General features: G+C 46.8%; 15 protein-coding genes and 1 pseudogene. 3 read left to right on the forward strand and 13 right to left on the reverse strand.

The genetic code is table 11. The annotated features are described in order from the left end of the window. Positions 1 to 150: 150 nt before the first annotated feature. From BXP28_RS10645 to BXP28_RS10670, 7 genes are all read right to left on the reverse strand, one after another. On the reverse strand, positions 151 to 522 hold the full coding sequence (locus BXP28_RS10645) for a hypothetical protein (protein ID WP_023482884.1): 372 nt from the start codon (positions 520 to 522) through the stop codon (positions 151 to 153). Next, a complete protein-coding gene (locus tag BXP28_RS10650) occupies positions 522 to 1,658 on the reverse strand; it encodes a CgeB family protein (RefSeq protein WP_036654842.1) in 1,137 nt (378 codons plus the stop codon). The genes BXP28_RS10645 and BXP28_RS10650 overlap by 1 nt, the downstream gene beginning before the upstream one ends. Continuing rightward, entirely contained in the window at positions 1,633 to 2,823 is a 1,191-nt protein-coding gene (locus BXP28_RS10655) for a CgeB family protein (RefSeq protein ID WP_023482882.1), read from the reverse strand. The genes BXP28_RS10650 and BXP28_RS10655 overlap by 26 nt, the downstream gene beginning before the upstream one ends. After that, on the reverse strand, positions 2,820 to 3,542 hold the full coding sequence (locus BXP28_RS10660) for a sugar phosphate nucleotidyltransferase (RefSeq protein WP_023482881.1): 723 nt from the start codon (positions 3,540 to 3,542) through the stop codon (positions 2,820 to 2,822). Before BXP28_RS10660 ends, BXP28_RS10655 begins: the two co-directional genes overlap by 4 nt. 254 nt (positions 3,543 to 3,796) lie before the next feature. Next, positions 3,797 to 8,326, reverse strand: coding sequence for a WIAG-tail domain (locus BXP28_RS10665; protein WP_152532822.1), 4,530 nt, complete (start codon positions 8,324 to 8,326; stop codon positions 3,797 to 3,799). Then, the gene (locus tag BXP28_RS22740; protein ID WP_036654844.1) at positions 8,218 to 11,625 is read right to left on the reverse strand and encodes a hypothetical protein; all 3,408 of its coding nucleotides are present in this window, start codon (positions 11,623 to 11,625) and stop codon (positions 8,218 to 8,220) included. Before BXP28_RS22740 ends, BXP28_RS10665 begins: the two co-directional genes overlap by 109 nt. A 127-nt stretch (positions 11,626 to 11,752) precedes the next feature. After that, positions 11,753 to 12,091, reverse strand: coding sequence for a L,D-transpeptidase (locus BXP28_RS10670; protein WP_036654846.1), 339 nt, complete (start codon positions 12,089 to 12,091; stop codon positions 11,753 to 11,755). Positions 12,092 to 12,233: 142 nt separating this feature from the next. Between BXP28_RS10670 and BXP28_RS10675 the strand changes: the two genes are divergently transcribed. The 3 genes and pseudogenes from BXP28_RS10675 to BXP28_RS25100 all read left to right on the forward strand — a co-directional run. After that, entirely contained in the window at positions 12,234 to 13,400 is a 1,167-nt protein-coding gene (locus BXP28_RS10675; protein WP_023482877.1) for an iron-containing alcohol dehydrogenase, read from the forward strand. Between the two features lie 339 nt (positions 13,401 to 13,739). Beyond that, complete coding sequence (asd, locus tag BXP28_RS10680; protein WP_023482876.1) at positions 13,740 to 14,522, forward strand: archaetidylserine decarboxylase; 783 nt, start codon at positions 13,740 to 13,742, stop codon at positions 14,520 to 14,522. Between the two features lie 8 nt (positions 14,523 to 14,530). Beyond that, positions 14,531 to 15,174, forward strand: a pseudogene (locus BXP28_RS25100) (hypothetical protein); the annotation flags it as partial. Here BXP28_RS25100 and BXP28_RS10690 read toward each other — a convergent pair. The 6 genes from BXP28_RS10690 to BXP28_RS10715 all read right to left on the reverse strand — a co-directional run bounded on the left by BXP28_RS10690 (position 15,076) and on the right by BXP28_RS10715 (position 20,457). After that, positions 15,076 to 15,675: a TetR/AcrR family transcriptional regulator gene (locus BXP28_RS10690; protein ID WP_023482874.1), complete on the reverse strand. Its 600-nt coding sequence runs from the start codon at positions 15,673 to 15,675 to the stop codon at positions 15,076 to 15,078. The pseudogene BXP28_RS25100 and the gene BXP28_RS10690 sit on opposite strands and share 99 nt — an antisense overlap. Before the next feature lie 320 nt (positions 15,676 to 15,995). Beyond that, positions 15,996 to 16,865, reverse strand: coding sequence for an IS3 family transposase (locus BXP28_RS10695; protein WP_104932543.1), 870 nt, complete (start codon positions 16,863 to 16,865; stop codon positions 15,996 to 15,998). Positions 16,866 to 16,885: 20 nt separating this feature from the next. Continuing rightward, positions 16,886 to 17,569, reverse strand: a complete 684-nt coding sequence (locus tag BXP28_RS10700) for a helix-turn-helix domain-containing protein (protein WP_077585040.1) — start codon at positions 17,567 to 17,569, stop codon at positions 16,886 to 16,888. Positions 17,570 to 17,674: 105 nt separating this feature from the next. Further along, complete coding sequence (locus BXP28_RS10705; protein ID WP_023483333.1) at positions 17,675 to 18,154, reverse strand: GAF domain-containing protein; 480 nt, start codon at positions 18,152 to 18,154, stop codon at positions 17,675 to 17,677. A gap of 65 nt (positions 18,155 to 18,219) precedes the next feature. Further along, positions 18,220 to 19,014 (reverse strand): helix-turn-helix domain-containing protein, encoded by a 795-nt coding sequence (locus BXP28_RS10710; RefSeq protein WP_023483332.1) that lies wholly within the window; start codon positions 19,012 to 19,014, stop codon positions 18,220 to 18,222. 3 nt (positions 19,015 to 19,017) lie between these two features. Beyond that, complete coding sequence (locus tag BXP28_RS10715; RefSeq protein ID WP_023483331.1) at positions 19,018 to 20,457, reverse strand: NAD-dependent malic enzyme; 1,440 nt, start codon at positions 20,455 to 20,457, stop codon at positions 19,018 to 19,020. Positions 20,458 to 20,725 lie beyond the last annotated feature (268 nt).

Below are 20,725 nucleotides of genomic sequence, written 5' to 3' on the forward strand. Positions count from 1 at the left end.
GGTCTCCTGGCACGAAATATAAAAATTCAGCGCCTTTTAATAGCAGAAACTTAACCGTTTCAGATGGTACGATCGATTTAGCAAATGCTATATGAAAAAAGCCGCTCCTTTCGGGAACGGCCTCGTATACAGGCAGACGAGCGCGGAATTTTAGGCAAATTCCCGCTCTCCTTCCTCCAAACCTTGTGCAAATCCGGTCTGAAACCCTTCACTATAGCCTTCATTGAAGGCAAGTTGATTCTGTAAGTCTACCGGAGAAAAAGTAGGAACTGCCCCAGTTTTGTATTTGGGAAAACTGCGATTTTGCGATAGGCGTGACGGTTTCTTTTTCCGATTTTTCCTTCTCACTTTACCGTATACGAACCGAACCCTCTTATGCCTTTTAGTAGGAGCCTCTCTCCTGCGCGCTCTTTTGGCACTTCTACCGATTGTGCCGGACCGCTTGATTTTCCTGCGGGCTTTTTTTCTTGATCCTCCTCCTGTCTTACGGGTAGTGATCGCCCGGCTGATTAACATTTTCATTATTCCCCATCCTCCCCTGCTTTCCGGGAAAAAATAGAATTAAACATCTGTTCTATCCGGCTTGTGAACGTGTGTTCACGCATTGTCCTTCTAAGTGCACGGTATGCAATTTGTTTGGATTCCTCTTCGTGTGCCAGATAATATTCAAGTTTTTCCTTGAGCTCTTCTGCACTTCCATAGGTGACAATCTCCAAACCCGGGGTATAAAAACGGGATAAATCATCCCGGATATCCGTGATCTGCAAAACACCGCAAGCCGAAATTTCAAAAGTCCGGGGATTGGGCGACACAGCTTTTATCTTGCGGCTGTTTTTGTTAAATGACTCGTCGTCATAAGACCGGTGCAGGTTAATAACCAGTTTAGATCCGCTGTAATACGTTGCTGTCTCTTCAGGTTCCATCCATTTGTTAAGCTCAATTTGCCTCTCCAACAATCGAAAGGAAGAAAGGCGGTCCCACCAGATTCCGTTTATATGAAAATCTTTTTTACTTAAATAAGGTGCAAGCTTATCGAAAAAATAGACCCGGTTCCAGTAACCTGATCCCACAAAGCAAATGTCCCTTCGTTCAATTAAATGGGCATGCCTAGGGCGGAAAACCTCCGCATCAACTCCAAGAGGCAAATAATGAACCCTCTTGCAGCCAAGCTCCTGATAAAAAGAAACGCAGGTATACTCAAGTGTAAATACGTCATCGTAATAACCGGCAATTTCCGCCGTAACATCAGTATAGTAAGGGTCGTCCGTGAACCATACGGCCATCCGAAAACCACACGATTTTAAATGGGCTGTCTTCTCTACAGGAATCAAGGTGCCGTCTAAAATCAAAATCAGATCAGGTTGAAATTGTATGGCGTGCTGGGCCACATCTTGATCAGGAAAAACTGTTTCCAATTGATCAGCCATTACTTCGAGAGTATCAATAATGCCCTGATCCAAAGGAGAATAAGGCAACCCTTTGCCTGATGTTACGTATAAAATCCGGTAAGGCCAAGAACGGGGTTCCGGCAGGTGTCTGCGGATAATGGCCTCACAGATGCCCAGATGATGTCCGTCTCTGAAACCAAAGTTATGTCCGGTCGCATATCCCCCTTCAGTGATTGCCTTCCAATTATCGTAATGATACTGGGGATTCATTTGCTGTTCCTCCTTTCCGGACAGTTTCCACCCTGCCCTCAGAAATTACCAGTTCCAGCAGTCCCCGTAACCGGTTTGGAAAAGTGTGCTGCTCCAAGGTCCGGCGGAATCCTCCGACAGCCAATGAAAGACGTTCCTCTTCCCGCTCCAGGTAATATTCACATAAAGTGATGAATTGGCCTGGAGAAGTAAAGGAAGCTATTTCTATCCCCGGGATATATAACGAGGGAAGTTCCGGACGAAAATCTGTGATCTGGCAAACTCCACAGGCAGCAATTTCAAATGTGCGCGGATTAACCGAAACACCCTGCAGGCCCACGGTATTCTTATTATGATCTCCGTTTAATGTGGAGCGGTAGAGGTTAAGAACCAGTTTAGCCCCGTTATAATAACGTACGGTTTCTTCTACAGGCATCCATCCAAGGTGGATACTGGATTCAAATTTCCTGAAGTGTTTGAGCTGGTCCCATAAGGCCCCGATCAAATATATCTTTTTGGTCAGTAAATAATCGGCTACTTCATCAATAAACGCAATCCGGTTGGAAAAAGCATTGCCCACAAAACAAATATCACTGGAGTATTTATCATCTACTGCCATAGGTCGGTACAGTTCCAAAGAGACGGCCAGCGGGAGGTGATACACTTTTGTACACCCTTGGGACCGGTAGAAGTCAACACTCGCCTGTTCGTGTGTAAAAACGTAATCATAGCTAAGTGCTACTCGGATGCTTTCATCCATAAAGTACGGATCGTCTGCAAACCATATAACTGTCGGTATTCCCAAACGGCGGATATAAGCCACCTGTTCCAGATGATCCTCGGGAAAAACATGAAGACCGTTCATCACCAGAACGAGATCCGGGTTTTGCTGTTCAGCCTGGCTAGCCATATAGACGGCGTCTCCCACGATCAATTCCTTCGCCAGAGCTTCAAGCCCCTCCCTAACCCCTTGGTCCAATGCATCAAAGCCTTGAGGGATAAAGAGAACACGACAATTGAACTGAGCCTGGGGCTCTGACCGGATACATCGGCGAAGGGCTTCACAGCGGCCCAGATGATATCCTTTTGACCAACCATTCCGGAAACCCAACTCCCTATAGCGTTTTTTTTGAACAGCTTCTTCAGTCTGTGAAATTGCTACGTTTCCCCTTCTTCCGCTCTTCATTCCTCATCATCCTTTGCAAAACGAAGGATAGCTTCGTACAGGGAGGCGTGTGTCCCGGCATCGGTCCACCAGCCTTTTAACATGTCATATTGAAGTGAACCTTCAGCAGCATAAACATTATTTACATCCGTAATCTCGAGCTCTCCCCGCTTGGAAGGGTTCAAGGCACGAATGACTTCAAACACATCCGACCCATACATATAAATGCCAGTAACTGCATAGGGGGACAATGGCTGTTCCGGTTTTTCTTCAATCCGGTCAATCCTATTTCCGTCTACAACAGCTACTCCGTATCGTTTCGGATCCCTCACCTCTTTAAGAAGCACCCTGGCCCCATGTTTCTGGGATGCATATTGCCGAATATATGGTGACAAATCATCTTCAAAAAGATTATCTCCAAGAAGAACCAGCATCCGTTCCCCGGAAGGGATAAACCCTTCGGCTAAAGCTAATGCCTGAGCTATTCCTCCGGCCTGCTCCTGTATTTTATAAGTAAGGGAGACCTCCCATTTGTTTCCGCTCCCCAAATAATCGACATATAATCCCGCTGATTGCTTCCCTATTACAAGAAGAATGTCACGGATGCCGGCATCGGCCATTTTTTGGATGGCATAATGAATCATGGGATATCTGCCAATAGGCAGCATATGTTTATTCATGATTTGAGTTAAAGGGCGCATTCTTGTCCCTGTTCCTCCAGCTAAGATGACTCCTTTCAACAGACTTCCCCCTTCCCTCCGATCCTTCGTTGACTCACAAGCGTTCGAAACTTGAACGTTGTATTGCTAAATCATATGCGCCATTTAACCAGTCGAACAGGACCAACTACCCAATCAGCCAAAATTGGCGAAAGCCCACACTTGTCCTAATACCGGGCAGCGCTATACTAACCATTTGCCATCATCATTCCAATCCGTCTTGCAAATGGCTTATACCACAAGAAAAAGCCGCCAAATTATGGCGGCTTTCCAGCTTATTTCCTCTCTGTAAGGCCGCATGCCATCCAGTTCAATGTTCCAATCAGCTGTTCGCCATGCACCGGACCCACTAGCTTAACTGTCACCTGTTCAGGAAGTTTGCGGTCTATTACTGGAGTACATCCCTCCGTATCGCTAGTTACGACTATTACGTACTGATCATCTGCAAAAGGTTCCTTAAACGAAATAGTGACCGTTCTATTTTCCAGACCGGGTAAAAAAGAGAACGGGCTCAGGCCAAACTGTTGAAAAACAGGTGAAGAGGCCCGATTGGTTTGAACAGGACAAAACGTGAGATGCTTGGGGTTAATTATTCTTCTGGACAAGTGTTCTTGATGAATACTATAGGGAGCCAGCTTTTCTCCATTAATACATCCTTCTTCCAAATGTTCCACAGTAAATGTTCCCGGCTTCAAATGCTGCGGAGCAATACTGCCCGGCTGTATATGACCTTCCCCGATAGAACCCGTAGTCAAATGTGCTGCTGTTACACTTCCGGCAGCCAGTTTGCTTTGGCCAATCGATCCGTCCGCAAGTTTTTCACCTGTAACCGCCTCGTCAGCCAGAGTATCAGACTGAACCGCACCATTGGCCAAATGTGCTGCCTGGATAACTCCAGAGCCTATATGGCGAGACTGTACGGCCTCTTCACCCAGGTGGTCGGATTGTACGGCTCTCTCTGCAAGATGCTGGCCGCCTACCGATTGATGCGCAAGCTGTTCCGGACCTACCGCACCATCCTGTATTTTCTCCCGGCCTACACTTTGATTACGCAAATGTTCCGTACTGATGCTGTAGATATCAATATGCTGCTCTTGGACCGTACGGGGGGCCAATTTATCGCCGGTTACACTGTATCCGGCCAGCTTGGATGTAATAACAGCCCCGTCTCTTAAACTTCTTTCATTTACGGATCCATCCGCCAGAGCATCGGACTGAACCGCACTGTTTTGCAAATGTCCTGCCTGAATAACACCTGTACCTATATGGCGGGACTGCACGGCCTCTTCATCCAAGTGGTCGGATTGTACGGCTCTCTCTTCAAGATGCTGGCCGCCCACCGATTGAAATGCAAGCTGTTCCGGGCCTACAGCACCATCCTGTATTTTCTCCCGGCCCACACTTTGATCACCGAGATGCTCTTCCGCAACCGTTCCCTGAGCCAGATGAATGCTTTGTACGGACCCTTCTCCAAGATGCTCTGGATGAATAATCCCTTCAGACAAATGCTCCTGACGAATACTGTTAGGCGCCAGCTTTTCCCCATGAATGCAGCCATCGGCCAATTGTTCTGACGTAAATGCCCCCGGCTTTAAGTGTTCTGGAGCAATACTATTCGGCCGAATATGTCCTTCTCCAATTGATTCCGGGGCCAAATGTTCCTTTTGAATAACACCTGTACCTATATGGCGGGACTGCACGGCCTCTTCACCCAAGTGATCGGATTGTACGGCTTTCTCTGCAAGATGCTGGCCGCCTACCGATTGAAATGCAAGCTGTTCCGGGCCTACAGCACCATCCTGTATTTTCTCCCGGCCCACACTTTGATCACCGAGATGCTCTTCCGTAACCGTTCCCTGAGCCAGATGAATGCTTTGTACAGATCCTTCTCCAAGATGTTCTGGATGAATAATCCCTTCACACAAATGCTCCTGACGAATACTGTTGGGAGCCAGCTTTTCCCCATGAATGCAGCCATCGGCCAATTGTTCTGACGTAAATGCCCCCGGCTTCAAGTGTTCTGGAGCAATACTATTCGGCCGAATATGTCCTTCTCCAATTGATCCCGGGGCCAAATGTTCTGAAGTAATACTTCCGGCGGCCAATTTGCTTTGGCCGACCGAACCATCCGCAAGCTTATCGCCTGTAACCGACCCGTCAGCCAGAATATCGGACTGAACCGCACCATTGGCCATATGTGCTGCTGTTACACTTCCGGCAGCCAGTTTGCTTTGGCCAATCGATCCGTCCGCAAGTTTTTCACCTGTAACCTCCTCGTCAGCCAGAGTATCAGACTGAACCGCACCATTGGCCAAATGTGCTGCTGTTACGCTTCCGACAGCCAGTTTGCTTTGGCCAATCGATCCGTCCGCAAGTTTTTCACCTGTAACCGCCTCGTCAGCCAGAGTATCAGACTGAACCGCACCATTGGCCAAATGTGCTGCCTGGATAACTCCAGAGCCTATATGGCGGGACTGTACGGCCTCTTCACCCAGGTGGTCGGATTGTACGGCTCTCTCTTCAAGATGCTGGCCGCCTACCGATTGATGCGCAAGCTGTTCCGGACCTATCGCACCATCCTGTATTTTCTCCCGGCCCACACTTTGATTACGCAGATGCTCTTCCCCAACCGTTCCCTGAGCCAGATGAACGCTTTGTACAGATCCTTCTCCAAGATGTTCAGGATGAATAATTCCTTCGGACAAATGCTCCTGACGAATACTGTTGGGAGCCAGCTTTTCCCCACGAATGCAGCCATCGGCCAGTTGTTCCGCTGTAAATGCCCCCGATTTCAAGTGCTCTGGAGCAATACTGCCCGGCTGTATATGACCTTCCCCGACGGATCCCGGGGCCAAATGTTCTGAAGTAACACTTCCGGCAGCCAGTTTGTTTTGGCCGACCGAACCATCCGCAAGCTTTTCATCTGTAACCGACCCGTCAGCCAAAGTTTCGGATATAACCGCACCGCTTTCCAAATGGCTCGTTTGAATAGCTCCAGGGCCGATATGGCGGGATTGAACGGCCTCTTCATCCAAGTGATCGGATTGTACGGCTCTCTCTGCAAGATGCTGGCCGCCAACTGATTGAAGCGTAAGATGTTCGGGGCCTATTGATTGATTTTTTATCTTCTCCCGGTTAACGCTTTGATCGCGCAGATGTTCCGATCCAATGCTGTAGATATCGATATGCTGCTCTTGAACCGAACGAAAAGCCAGCTTCTCACCTGTTACACTGGAATCTGCCAGTTTGGAAGTGATCACAGCCCCGTCGGCCAAAATTCCGGACCCAACTGAACCACTTTTCAAATGTTCCGTTTGAACAGCAGCAGGGCCTATATGGTGGGACTGTATAGCATGATCAGCCAGGTGATCAGATTGTATGGCTTTCTCAGCAAGATGCTGGCCGCCCACCGATTGAAGCTCAATTTGTTCCGGGCCTACTGCCCCATCTTGTATTTTCTCCCGGCTGACACTTTGATTACGCAGATGTTCAGTATTGATGCTGGAAATATCAATATGCTGCTCTTGGATTGTACGGGGAAGCAGTTTGTTCTGATTCACTGAACCATCCGCAAGCTTATTGCTTGTAACCGCCCCGTCCTCCAGAGTCTCGGAGCGAACAGCACCTTTTTCCATATGAGCCGTTTGAATAACGCCGGGACCTATATGATAGGATTGTACGACCTCCTCGTCCAGATGATCGGATTGTACAGCTTTATCTGCCAGATGCTGCCCGTTTACCGATTGAACAGCGAGATGTTCGGGACCTATCGACCCGTTCTTTATTTTTCCCCGGCCGACACTCTGATCGCGCAAATGCTCTTCCTTAACCGTTTCCTGGGCCAGATGAATGCCTTGTACGGACCGTTCTCCAAGATGCTCGGGATGAATAATTCCTTCGGACAAATGCTCCTGACGAATACTGTTGGGAGCCAGTTTTTCTCCACGGATGCAGCCGTCTTCCAATTGTTCAGCTGTAAAGGCTCCTGGTTTCAAATGCTGCTGAGCAATACTATTCGGCTGTATATGCTCTTCTCCGATGGATTCCGGTGCCAAATGTTCTGAAGTAACGCTTCCGGCAGCCAATTTGTTTTGGCCGACCGAACCATCCGCAAGCTTATTACCTGTAACTGCCCCGTCAGCCAGAGTATCAGACTGAACCGCACCATTGGCCATATGTTCCGTCTGAATAACACCTGGATGGATATGGCGGGATTGGACAGCCTTTTCGTCCAAGTGATCAGACTGAATAATCTGCTCGGCAAGATGCCGTCCGTTGATGGATTGAAGTGCTATTTGTTTCGGACCTATCGACCCGAGTTTTATTTTATCCCGGCTTACACTTTGATCGCTTAGATGTTCCGTATGAATGCTGCTGATATCAATATGCTGTTCTTGAACGGAACGGAGGGCCAGCTTTTCGCCGGTTATACTCGATTCGGCCAGCTTGGAAGTAATAATAGCCCCGTCACTTAAGTTTCTTTCGTTCACGGCTCCATCAGCCAGAATTTCGGACGTCACCGCACCTTTTTCCAAATGACCGGTTTGTATGACACCAGGACCTATGTGACGGGACTGGACGGCCTCTTCTTTCAGGTGATCGGATTGTACAGCTTTCTCCGCAAGATGCTGTTCATTAACCGATTGAAGGATCAGATGTTCCGGACCTATCGACCCATTTTTTATTTTTTCCCGACTTATACTTGAATCGCTAAAATGCTCTTCCTTAACCGTTCCCTGGGCCAGATGAATGCCATGTACGGCCCGTTCCCCAAGATGCTCGGGATGAATAATCCTCTTGGACAAATGCTCTTGACGGATACTATGAAAAACCAATTTTCCCCACGAATGCAGCCGTCCTCCAAATGTTCCGCCGTAAATGCCCCCGGCTTCAAATGCTCAGGAGAAATACTATTCGGCCGAATATGCTCTTCTCCTATAGATTCCGGAGTTAAATGTTCTGTCGTAACGCTTCCGGGAGCCAATTTATTCTGATCGACCGATCCGTCTGCAAGTTTCTCACCTGCGACCGCCCCGTCAGCCAGGGATTCGGGTCCAACCGCACCGCTTTCCAAATGACCTGTCTGAATAACACCGGAGCCGATATGGCGGGATTGTACGGCTTCTTCGTCCAGGTGTTCGGATTGAACGGCCCTCTCAACAATATGATGTCCGCTGACCGATTGGAGTGCCAGATGCTCCGGGCCTACCGCCTGGTTGATTATTTTCTCCCGGGTTACACTTTGATCACACAGATGTTCTGTACCGACGCTGTAGATATCGATATGATGCTCTTGAACGGAACGGGGGGCCAATTTTTCGCCGGTTACACTGTATACGTCCAGTTTGAAAGTAGTAACCGCCCCATCGGCAAGAGTATCAGTCCCAACCGCGCCATTTTCCAAATGGCTGGTTTGTATAACACCGGAGCCGATATGGCGGGACTGTATAGCCTTATCAGCCAGATGATCGGCTTGGATAATTTCATCATCAAGATGCCGGCCGCCTACCGATTGGGCTGCAAGTTGTTCCGGGCCTATGGCTCCGTCTTGTATTTTCCCCCGGCCGATACTTTGATTACTGAGATGCTCTTCCCTAACCGCTCCTTCTGCCAAATGAATGCTGTTTACAGACCTTTCTCCGAGATTTCCGGAATGAATGATTCCTTCAGCCAAATGCTCCTGGTGAATACTCTGGGAGGCCAGCTTATTCCCACCGATTGATCGGTCAGCAAGCTTATCTCCCGTAACGGCTCCATCAGCCAGAGATTCGGACTGAACCGCACCGCTTTCCAGATGACCGGTTTGTATAACACCTGGGCCGATATGGCGGGATTGTACGGCCTGATCAGCCAAATGTTCGGGCTGTATAGTTAGATCAACAAGATGCCGTCCGTCAACTGATTGGTATGCGATCTGTTCCGGGCCAATGGCCCCATCTTGTATTTTCCCCCGGCTGATGCTTTGATCACTCAGATGTTCTTCAATAACCGCCTCCTGGGCCAGATGAATACTTTGTACAGCCCGTTCTCCAAGATGCTCAGGATGAATGATTCTTTTAGACAAATGCTCCTGTTGGATACTCTGGGGAGCAAGCTTTTCTCCACGAATGCAGCCGTCTGCCAATTGTTCCGCCGTAAATGCTCCCTGTCTCAAATGTTCTGGGGCAATACTATCCGGCTGTATATGTTCTCCCCTTACGGACTCTGGAGTCAAATGTTCTCCTGTGATGCTTCCGGGAACCAGTTTGTTCTGGTCTACTGAACCGTCTGCAAGCTTAAACCCTGTGACAGCCCCATCAGCCAAATGTTCGGTATGAACAACACTGTTTTGTAAATGCCCTGTCTGAATAGAATCAGGACCTATATGGCGGGACTTAATAATTTCCTCTGCCAAGTGATCGGATTGGATAATTTGTTCAGCAAGGTGCTGTCCGTCAACCGACTGAAGGGCAAGATGTTCCGGGCCTACCGATCCATGTTTTATCTTCTCCCTGGTGACGCTTTGATCACACAAATGTTCCGTATGAATGCTAAAGATATCAATGTGCTGTTCTTGAACCACCCGGTAAGCCAATTTTTCCCCCGTTACACTGGATTCGGCCAGCTTGGAAGTTATGACAGCATGATCTCCCAGCTTTTTTTCATCTACGGATTCATCTGCGAGCTTAGAGGTTAAAATAGCTTGATCTGCTATATGATAACTTTGAACGGCATCATAGCTCAGGTGGGGAGATTGTACAGATGCACGGGCCAACTTAGCACCAGTTACGGAGCTATCCTGCAGATGGCGTGTATCAATACTTTCACTTCTTAAATGAAAGTCTTCAACCACTCCCTGGTCCAAATGCATGCTTTGAATAGCAGCTTCCGCAAGATGGTCTCCCCTCACTGCTTTCTCTGATAATTTATCAGCTGTAACCGCTTTAGCCGCCAATTTTTCGGCAGTCACGCTTTCTTCCTGCAATTTGGAGGTAGAAACGGAGGAACTATCCAGATGGAAAGATTGGATAACTCCCTCAGGCAAATGATTAGGTTGTATTACACCGGGACTAAGATGTCTGCTCTGAACGGATTCAAGGCCAAGCTTTTCGGAAGTTATAGCGTCGGGCTGAATATGGATGGGCTGTATGAGGCCGGTTGAGAGATGTTTGGATTGGATTTCCCTTTCCTCAATATGCTCTCTTCTTACTGATCCGGGGGATAAATGTTGGAAGGTGATGCTTTGCTCCTGAAGCTGCTCTGGACCTACAGCGTCAATACTTAATTTTGAGGCTGTTACGGCTTCATCGCGAATTTTATCCGTAGTAATGGCCTGATCAGCAAGCTTGGCAGTATCCACAATCTCGTTAGCCAAATGTCTGGCTTCTATAGCTCCGCTTTTGATTTGGGCGGATTGAATTGCCTGATCCTCAATCAGTTCTGTTACGATGATACCAGGCATGAGATGCCTGGATTGAATCGAGCCGGAAGCAAGTTTGGAACCGTCCAGCACCTGGTCCTCCAATTTGTCCAGCGATATGCTCTTATCCTTTATTTTTGTACCCGGGATGGAACGGTCCCTGACATGATCCCCCGTTATTGACTGTGGGGCAATATGTTCGTTAAGCACGGAGGAACCCGCAATCTTGCTGGAAGTTATACTGGAAGGAGCCAGCTTCGAGGACTCAATAGAGCCGTCTTTTAAAGAGTATGTTCCAATGCTTTGTGGTTTTATTTTGGATTCATCTATCGATCGGTTTGCTAATTTCTCACCTGTAACTGCACCGTCCACAATATCATCTGTATAAACTATCGCTCCGGATTTTTTACTTTCCCGCCTATCAATTAACTGTTTCGGTAACTTAGGCTTGGGAGCCGAAGAAGCCTCCGGTTTCCCGGGAGTTGATACAGGTTTGCTTGGAGCGCTTATCCCGGGTTTACCAACTGGCAGTTCCTGGTCGCTTTTGGCACGTTCCTCTGCTGCAGGAACAGAAGTTATTTGAAATACCTGCCGCCTATCGGGTTCAGGATGCTCATCTAAAAAAGAAAGCTCGTTAATTTCTTTTCTGTTTAAAGTTCTTTGTCCCTTTTTTTGTGATCCCGCCCGGTTCTTCTTTATACTCATATGCATCCCCTTCCTGATGTCTAGATTCTCTTGTAAACTATGCATTTACCCGGAAGGGCGTGAGCCCTGACCAGGTGAAATAGGAATAAAATAGGCATCTGGCTGACCTGATTAAATCATTCTTAGGCTAGTCGTGAATGGTTACTTTTGTTCCGATCGGAACTCTTTTTTCCAAATCCAGTACATCCTGATTGTACATGCGGATACAGCCATGCGAGACCGCCTTACCTATAGAAGAAGGATCATTGGTGCCGTGTATACCGTAATGAAGCTTGGACAGACCCATCCAAAAAGCACCGAAGGGCCCTCCCGGATTAGGCTGTTTATTTATGATAGAGTAAGTCCCCTTCGGGGATTGTGTTACCTGTTTGCCGACAGCCACAGGGTATGTCCGGACAACCCTGCCGTTATCGTATAAGGTTAATGTCTTGCTCGACGTATCAACATCTATATGGGTACCGGGCATCTGCATCTCCCCCTATTATTTCATTAGAATATGGTTATGCCGGGGATAGGGAAAATGTCCCGGTCAGCCTCCATTTTTGTTGCAGGAAAGACTGTGGTACAGTATTAATGAACGAATGAAGAGAAAGAAAGGACGAATAGACATGAACGCTTTTGAATTTCAAAATCAGACCAAGCTCGTATTCGGACCGGATGGAGTCAGTAAACTAGCCCCCCTGGTATCTCCCTACGGTAAACGGATACTTCTCGTATATGGCGGCGGAAGCATTAAAAAAAGCGGTCTGTATGATGGTATATATAATCAACTAAATAAAATCGGCGCGAAAGTAGTGGAACTGCCAGGCATCGAGCCCAATCCCAGACTTTCAACTGTACACAAGGGGATTGAGCTTTGCAGAGAGCATCAAATTGATTTCATCCTTGCGGCCGGCGGCGGAAGTGTAATTGATGCGGCCAAAGCAGTAGCTGTAGGCGTTCCATACGAAGGGGATGTATGGGATTTTTGCATGAGAAAGGCCTCTATCAAAACTGCCTTGCCCTTCGGTACCATTCTGACCCTCTCTGCTACCGGGTCGGAGATGAATGGTAATGCTGTCATTACGAATTGGGAAGAACGCCAAAAAAGATCATTCAAAAGCCCGCATGCCTTCCCTAAATTTTCTATCCTTGATCCTACACTTACTTATACCGTCCCTGCTCACCAAACTGTGAATGGAGCCGTCGATATGATGTCTCACGTGTTTGAGCAGTACTTCAGCCAAACCAAAGACTCTCCTCTGCAGGAACGCTTTTGCGAGTCAATACTCCAAACAGTTATAGAAAATGCGGAAAAAGCGGTCCGCCAGCCGGAGGACTACGCGGCGAGGGCCAATCTGATGCTTTGTGGAACTATGGCTTTAAACGGCGGAATGATTTCAATGGGCATGGAGAATGATTGGACTTCCCATGCCATTGAACATGAAATCAGCGCCATTTACGATATTGCCCATGGAGCCGGACTGGCGATTGTTTTCCCGAATTGGATGAAATACGTATATCAGGAACGGACTGACCGGTTTGTGCAGTACGCGGTGAGGGTATGGAACATCGATCCCGCAGGGAAAACCCAGGATGAAGTCGCAATTGCCGGGATAGAGGCTACCCGGGCTTTTTTAAAAAAACTGGGCGCACCAAGCACACTTGGAGAACTTGATATCGATGACAGGGATATAGAACGCATGGCGAAAGAAGCCGTTCGCTTTGGACCGATAGGTTATTTTAAAAAGCTGGACGAGAATGATGTGGCCAATATTCTCCGCAGCTGCCTTTAAAACAAACGTAAAAGACCTCCTGCTCCACCTGTAATGGTGTAATAGGAGGTCTTTTCGTTACTTGTTTCATCCATTGTATGAGGAGGCTCTTCCTCCTATGACCTGGATTAAATCACTTTGGTCGGTTTATCCTTTCTCTTCATGCGGATATTGTTATTTTCAGCCTTTCGTGGGCGTTTTCCTTATAATGACAGAGTGTCTGACCTATGATAGTATGGATAGGAACTTAAGCGCGATACGATTGCAGCCACTTCGTGATTGCTTATTATGAGGTTATGTGGCAAGATAAATCAAAGATAATGTTCTATTGTATTTGAGAATAGGAGAGACAGGCAAAACATGAAACCTTTGTTCCGTTTAATGACCGAGCTTTCGTCAAGAAAATGGGTCTCCAGGCTCACCGGATCTTTTGCCAAATCCAAAGTGAGTAAGCTGATGATCCCCCGCTTTGCTAAAATATACGGGATACCTGTGGAAGACGCCGAAAAAGAAATCCACGAATATGAATCTCTTAATGCGTTCTTTACCCGGAAGCTAAAGCCCGGGCTTCGTCCTCTGGATCCAGATCCGAAATCCATGCTAAGCCCCGTGGACGCCATGATAACGGGAATGGGCCCCATCAAGTCAGGCCAGATTCTGAATGTAAAAGGCCAGGATTATACTATTGAAGACTTGTTAAATCGTTCACCCCGTACAATGAATTATACGCATGGCTTCTTCTTCGTGCTTTACTTAAGTCCGACGGATTACCATCGTATTCATTCTCCTGTTACCGGTACGATACTGGAGAAAGAACATGTGGCAGGCAAGGTATATCCCGTCAATGAATTTGGCCTGCGGAATATGAAAAAAGTACTCAGTCGTAATGAACGCCTCATCACTATCATGCAGACGGAAGCAGGCGAAGTTGCAGTGGTGAAGGTTGGCGCACTTAATGTGAGCAGTATCCAATACATAAGTCCTCTACCGGATCGCCTGCAAAGAGGTGATGACCTCGCTTATTTTGAATTCGGATCTACAGTGGTTCTGCTTACGGAAAACAACATTTTCGAACCAAGAACTGACCTTGAGATAGGAAGCAAAGTAAAAATGGGTGAATACCTGGGGCATTTTGTGAAATAAAGCGGGAGGGTATGCTTCTGCTTGCGTTCGCGCCCAACTATGCTTTAGTATTGCTTGCTGTCATTTTTGTAGGTCTCGGTTCCGCCGCTTTTCATCCTGAAGGTTCCAGGGTTGCCCATATGGCAACAGGCTCCAGAAAGGGGCTTGAAGCCGCTGCTATCCGCACTTGTAATCCTAATCTTTCTGGTATTCGCCAGATCCTGGTACAGTTTGGGCATGATCAGTTATTATGCCTTTTACCTGCGCGATGTTTAGGCCTTACGATCAATCAGGCACAGACTTATATTTTCTTATTTCTGGGTGCAGGTGCCGGTACTTTCTTCGGTGGACCGCTTGCCGACCGCTTCGGTAAACGAAACTTAATCCTGTTTTTAATTCTGGGTACACTGGGTAACCTGATTGATGTATACGGCATCGAACTGATCATGAAGATCTGTGGTTTTTGCCGCTTCTCGGCATCCTCACGTATCTGCTGCCAAGCGACGGTCAAAAACCGCGTAAGGAAACAAGATTTGCTTTCTTAGTTTATAAAAAAGCCCGGATCCCGCAAAGATTACAGCTTTCTTTGCAGGAAATCCAGACTTTCTTTGTGTTCAGGAGCAACTATACCTTGATACAGGATGGTCAAGAGCTGCTCCGAAGCCGTTTTTAGACTGGCAATGCCTTGCAGCTTCTCGGGTTGGGCCAAAAACTTCTTTATGGAAATAAGAAACATAACGAGAAGATGGGGAGAGATATCTTTTCTTATTTTCCCTTGCTGCTGGCCTTCAAAAATAACGCGTTCAAATTCCGGTAAAACGAATGTTTGCTGGTAATCAAGCAATCTTTGCGCAATATTCGGATATTCCCTTATCAATTCCTCAATAAAGATTTCAGAAATACGGTCAAGCTTGCGGTAAGCGGCCATTTTCATTAAGACACCCAGGGCATTATCCGATGTTTTTACCATTTGTTTAAAATCTCCATGGGTTACCTGCAGCAAACGGTCAATAATAGCCTCAAGCAGTCCCTCTTTGCTTTGAAAATATTTGTAGATAGTCATTTTAGACACGGGCACGGCCTCGGCTATTTGTTCCATGCTCGTATCGTTGATACCTCGGATAAAAAAAAGTTCTTCCCCGGCATCCAGGATCTGATCCCTTTTCCCTTTCACAATTGTCCCCCTTGGTCAGGAAGCTAAGCTATATAGTGCTTCAGAATTAGACTCCCCATGATCAGACTACCAGCATATCACAATTCCGAATAATCGTGCCTGATCAATAAACAAGTCCTTAGTATTAAATATAGTAAACAAACAGAATTTAGACAACCATCCTATCTGACTGCCATGCCCGCAGACATATGATGATGAATGATTTATCTTTTTTTCAAAAAAGCCTTCTGCCTGGAGTGAACTGACCCCTGTCAAGTAGACAGTGTAAAAAACAAAAAAAGTTGTGGCACTAACCGTATCCCCATGGTTGGTGCCATTTTCTATGCTGCTGAACTTAGAAGGTATTGCCTATATTCCAACGGCGTCATACAATTAAGTCTTTTCTGGTATCGACGAGTATTGTAGTAATCGATGTATTCTATCACGGTTGCTTCCAGTTCCTCATATGTATAGAACTTACGAAGATAATACATTTCGGATTTCATCATTCCCCAGAATGATTCCATTGGGCCATTATCTATACATCTTGATACCCTGGACATGCTTTGAGTCATACCTGCATCGTCTAGTTTTTTCTTGAAGATTTTACATGTATATTGGAAACCCCGGTCACTGTGAAAGAGGGGTATAGCGTCAGGATAAGTCATATGGGCGATATCAAAAGTTTTAAATACAAGTTCATTGTTGTTGGAATGCCCTACCACAAAAGAAACAATGCTTTTATCCGATAAATCAAGGATTGCACTAAGATAAGCCTTGTTTTGGTTGCCATACTTCATTTCAGTCACATCTGTGAGCCATTTTGTACCGAACTCAGAGGATTCAAAGTCTCTGTTCAAGATATTTTCCGCCGTAATTTCAGGCGTGGAATGGATGTAGTTTTTTCGCTTCCTGCGGCATACCGATTTAAGGCCTAGGATGCCCATAAGTCTGTATATTCGCTTATGATTGACAGTTAAATGGCGTTCCCGGTTTAGTTTAATGGTCATCTGGCGATATCCAAGGATGCCATCCTTTTCCTCGTAGGCATCTTTAATCATGGGAAGCAACGCTTTATTAAAGATCTCATTCATGCTTTCTTTCCGGTTGATCCATTTATAATACGATGAACGTTGGATCCCAATAAGATCACATAATTGACATATGGGATATGACTTCGTTTCATGGAGCCCGCGTATTGCAAGGTATATCGTTTCATACCTTACCTGGCTTAGAACCGCCTCCTTTCGATCTCGTCCAACTTTTTTAGCAAATCGATCTCCATCTGCTTCCTTCTGTTCTCAGCCTGTAACAGCTTATTCCGAGCCCTTAGTTTCTCCACTTCGGACATCTCATCCTCAGATTTTCTTTTCCCGCGTCTGTCTTGAAGTGCATCCACACCAGATGTTAAGTATTTATTTGTCCATGAATACACTTGCTGATAGGATACCTGGAATTTATCAGCTGTCTGGGCATAATTGTGTTGATGTTCAATGCAGAATCTGACGATTTCAACTCTCTCATCGTAAGTAGTTGTTCGTCCTTTTGTCATGATCGGCGCTCCTCCCGTTCTGGAAGTGTTCAACTTCTCATGACCATTATACTTCAGAATCCAATCGCGCAATTGGCAAGTTGACTTAATGCCATATCTTTTACATATATCCATGTGAGAACCGCCGCCAGCCAAATAGTCCTCGACAGCTATTCTTTTTAACTCTGCGCAGTAAGATGCATTCTGTGATGTTTGAAGCAATCCGTTTGGGCCTAGCGACTGGTAAGTCTGAAGCCATTGCCTAACGGATGAATGGCGTACATCAAGAAGTGCTGCTAAATGATTAAGCGAATCTTCTACACGTAAATACTTTTCAACAGCTGCAATCTTTTCTGATCCTGATACTTTTGCTTTAGGGGACATGAAAAAATGCTCCTCCTTACAGTAAACAGTTTTATTATTTCAACTGTCTACCGCAAGGGGAGCATATCAGAGCAGAAGGCTTGAAGGTTCTATGTTTGTACCTCATCAGCTAAGAAGCACCCGAACAAACTCTTGCAGCATCTGTTCATCCGTTTCATCAAAGCGGTCCTGAAGTGGGCTATCGATATCCAGCACACCGATTACATTCCCGTCTTCGATCATCGGCACTACAATTTCGGAGCGGGAAGCGGCATCACAGGCTATATGCCCCGGGAAAGCATGGACATCCGCGACGCGAAGCGTCTTCCTGTCCCGGGCTGCTGTTCCGCATACTCCTTTGCCGAAGGGTATTCTGACACATGCCACGAGCCCCTGGAAAGGGCCTAGTACGAGTTCGCCCCGTTCCGTATCCGTCAGGTAAAATCCGACCCAATTGATATCGTCCAGAAACTGTCTCAACAAAGCTGATGCGTTAGCCAGATTGGCAATCCGGTTTGGCTCGTCCTGAATCAAGGCGCCAAGTTGGTGAATGACCTGGTTGTATTGTTCTTCTTTTGTACCTGAATATGGTATATGTTCAAACATGGGTATCCCCCTTTTCCCGCTCTGTTCGGTTTCATGCTCATGGATGTTTTAATGATAGGTAGCCATTACCGCAGTGTGGACGGGGCCCTCCCGGTGTACTGCTTGAACTGCCTGCTGAAGAAGAAAACGTCGCGATATCCGAGAGCATCGGCCACTTCGGATACGCTCATCCCGGCATACTGCAGAAGATGTTCGGCACGCTCAATTCTCATCCGGATCATGTAGCTCTGTACGGAAATCCCCATAATCTCCTTGAATTTATGCGAAAAATAACGGGGGGATAAGTTGGCCCTTTTGGCCAAGTCCTCGATTTTATGCGGAACGGCAGCATGCTGGCGGATGTAGTTAGCCACTTCCCGAATAGCTTCAGTCTGTTTGCAGCTTCCGGGTGTAACCACTTTCTGGCCTTCCTGATCTTCCCTCAGCAGACGGATCAACAGTTGTCCTAAAATCAGTTTGGCTTCCTCCTCGGCCCCCAGACCGCCTTCCAGCCTCACTCTGACATACTGGGTTAACAGCGTTTCAAAGAATACCCGGTCCTCCAAAACACGGTATCTTTTTGGAAGCCCCTCCGAACGGCAAGAAGGATCCAATGAGAAATGGATGTATGTCAGATTAAGCGGATTTTGCGGATCATGGGTTGCAGTGGGGTGATCATCGGGACGAAATAAAAAACAGCTCCCTGCTCCCACTTCGTAAGATGTTCCCCCTTCCTCTACCGTTCCTCTTCCGCTCCATACGTAGAACAAATCATAATTTCCCAGCGGCTTGCTGTGACGCGTCCATTTCCATCCGGGTTCACAGCAAATTTGAGCAAAGTAGGGTTGTAGCTGCAGATGTTCGGGATTCAGCCCAATCATAGCTTATTGCACCATTTCCTCTTCCTGTTGGTTTACTCCGCGGCGTCTGGCCACTCCGGTTTCATAAGCCGCGGCAATGACTGCTTCTTTTACTTTCTTCACTACATTACGTTTAAATACACTCGGTATGATATAAAATTCATTCAGTTCGTCATCTGAGACTACTGAAGCTATAGCTCTGGCAGCAGCCAGCTTCATCTGTTCATTAATCCGGGAAGCACGACAGTCAAGAACACCCCTGAAAATACCGGGGAAACAAAGTACATTGTTGATCTGGTTAGGATAATCAGATCGTCCGGTAGCCATAACCCTTACATACGGTTCTGCATCATCCGGGGAAATCTCGGGTGTGGGATTGGCCATAGCGAATACAATCGGATCTTTCGCCATCTTCTTCACATCTTCCACCTTTAAAACACCCGGGCCCGAAAGACCAATAAAGATATCCGCATTTTCAATAACCCGGGACAACGGCCCCTTTTCTTCATGGGCATTGGTATGTTCGGCATACCAGGACCAAGCCTCGTAAGGGTATTCCTCACCACGGACAAGTGCCCCCTGGCGATCAATACCTATCACGTTTTTCACGCCCGCAGCCAGCAAAATTTTCGTACAGGCTATGCCTGCAGCACCAATTCCGCAAACCACAACTTTACAATCTTCCAGCTTTTTCCCCGTCACCCTGCAGGCATTCAGCAACCCCGCCAGCAATACAACAGCAGTACCATGCTGATCATCATGGAAAACAGGAATATCCAGTTCCTCAATCAACCTGCATTCAATTTCAAAACAGCGGGGAGATGAGATGTCTTCCAGATTAATGCCTCCAAACGCCGGGGCTATTGCTTTGCAAATCGAAATAATTTCTTCAGTATCCTGTGTGTTCAGACAAATCGGAAAAGCATCCACACCCGCCATCTGTTTAAACAACATGGCCTTTCCTTCCATTACCGGCATGGCCGCCTCGGCTCCGATATTGCCGAGTCCCAGAACAGCTGTACCGTCTGAGATAACCGCTACAGTGTTTCGTTTGATCGTCAGGGAGTGAGCTTTGGTAGGGTCATTGTGAATCGCCATACACACTTGCGCGACTCCTGGTGTATATACCCTGGACAAATCATCCCGGTTTTTAATCGGAATTTTGGGTGTGGTTTCAATTTTTCCGCCAAGATGGAGTAGGAACGTCTGGTCCGATACGTTAACAACCTTGACCCCGTTTAATTTGCTTAATGCTTTAATAATAGCATCGGTTTGCAGCTGATCCGTTACGTTTACCGTAATGTCTCTTGTGGTCTTGGTTTTGGTAATACGGTTTACGTCGATAGCAACAATATCTCCTCCGGCATCCCCTATTGCCGCAGCTATTTGAGCAAATGTTACAAGCTCCTTGTACATATCTAATCTCAAAATGATACTTGTACCCGCTCCGGCGAAACCTGCCATTATCCATCACTCCCGAAGTAAGTTTAGTACAACCTAATAATTCCAACAAGTATCATCATAGCATAAAGCTCCTTCTTTGGCATGAAAAATGTGGCTGATTTTATGGATGATTTACAAAGTGTTTACAGACTTTTCATTCAATTTTCGGAAAATAACCCGGAATTTTTTCACTTTTCCCGGTTTCAGTGACGCACAGGCAGGGGTGGTGGTATAATAACTCCCAAGAGAAAAAGGCTTCACCGCCCTCTAATCAGCAAAAGTCCCTGAA

The sequence above is a fragment of the Paenibacillus larvae subsp. larvae genome, from assembly GCF_002003265.1.
Lineage (GTDB): Bacteria > Bacillota > Bacilli > Paenibacillales > NBRC-103111 > Paenibacillus_H > Paenibacillus_H larvae.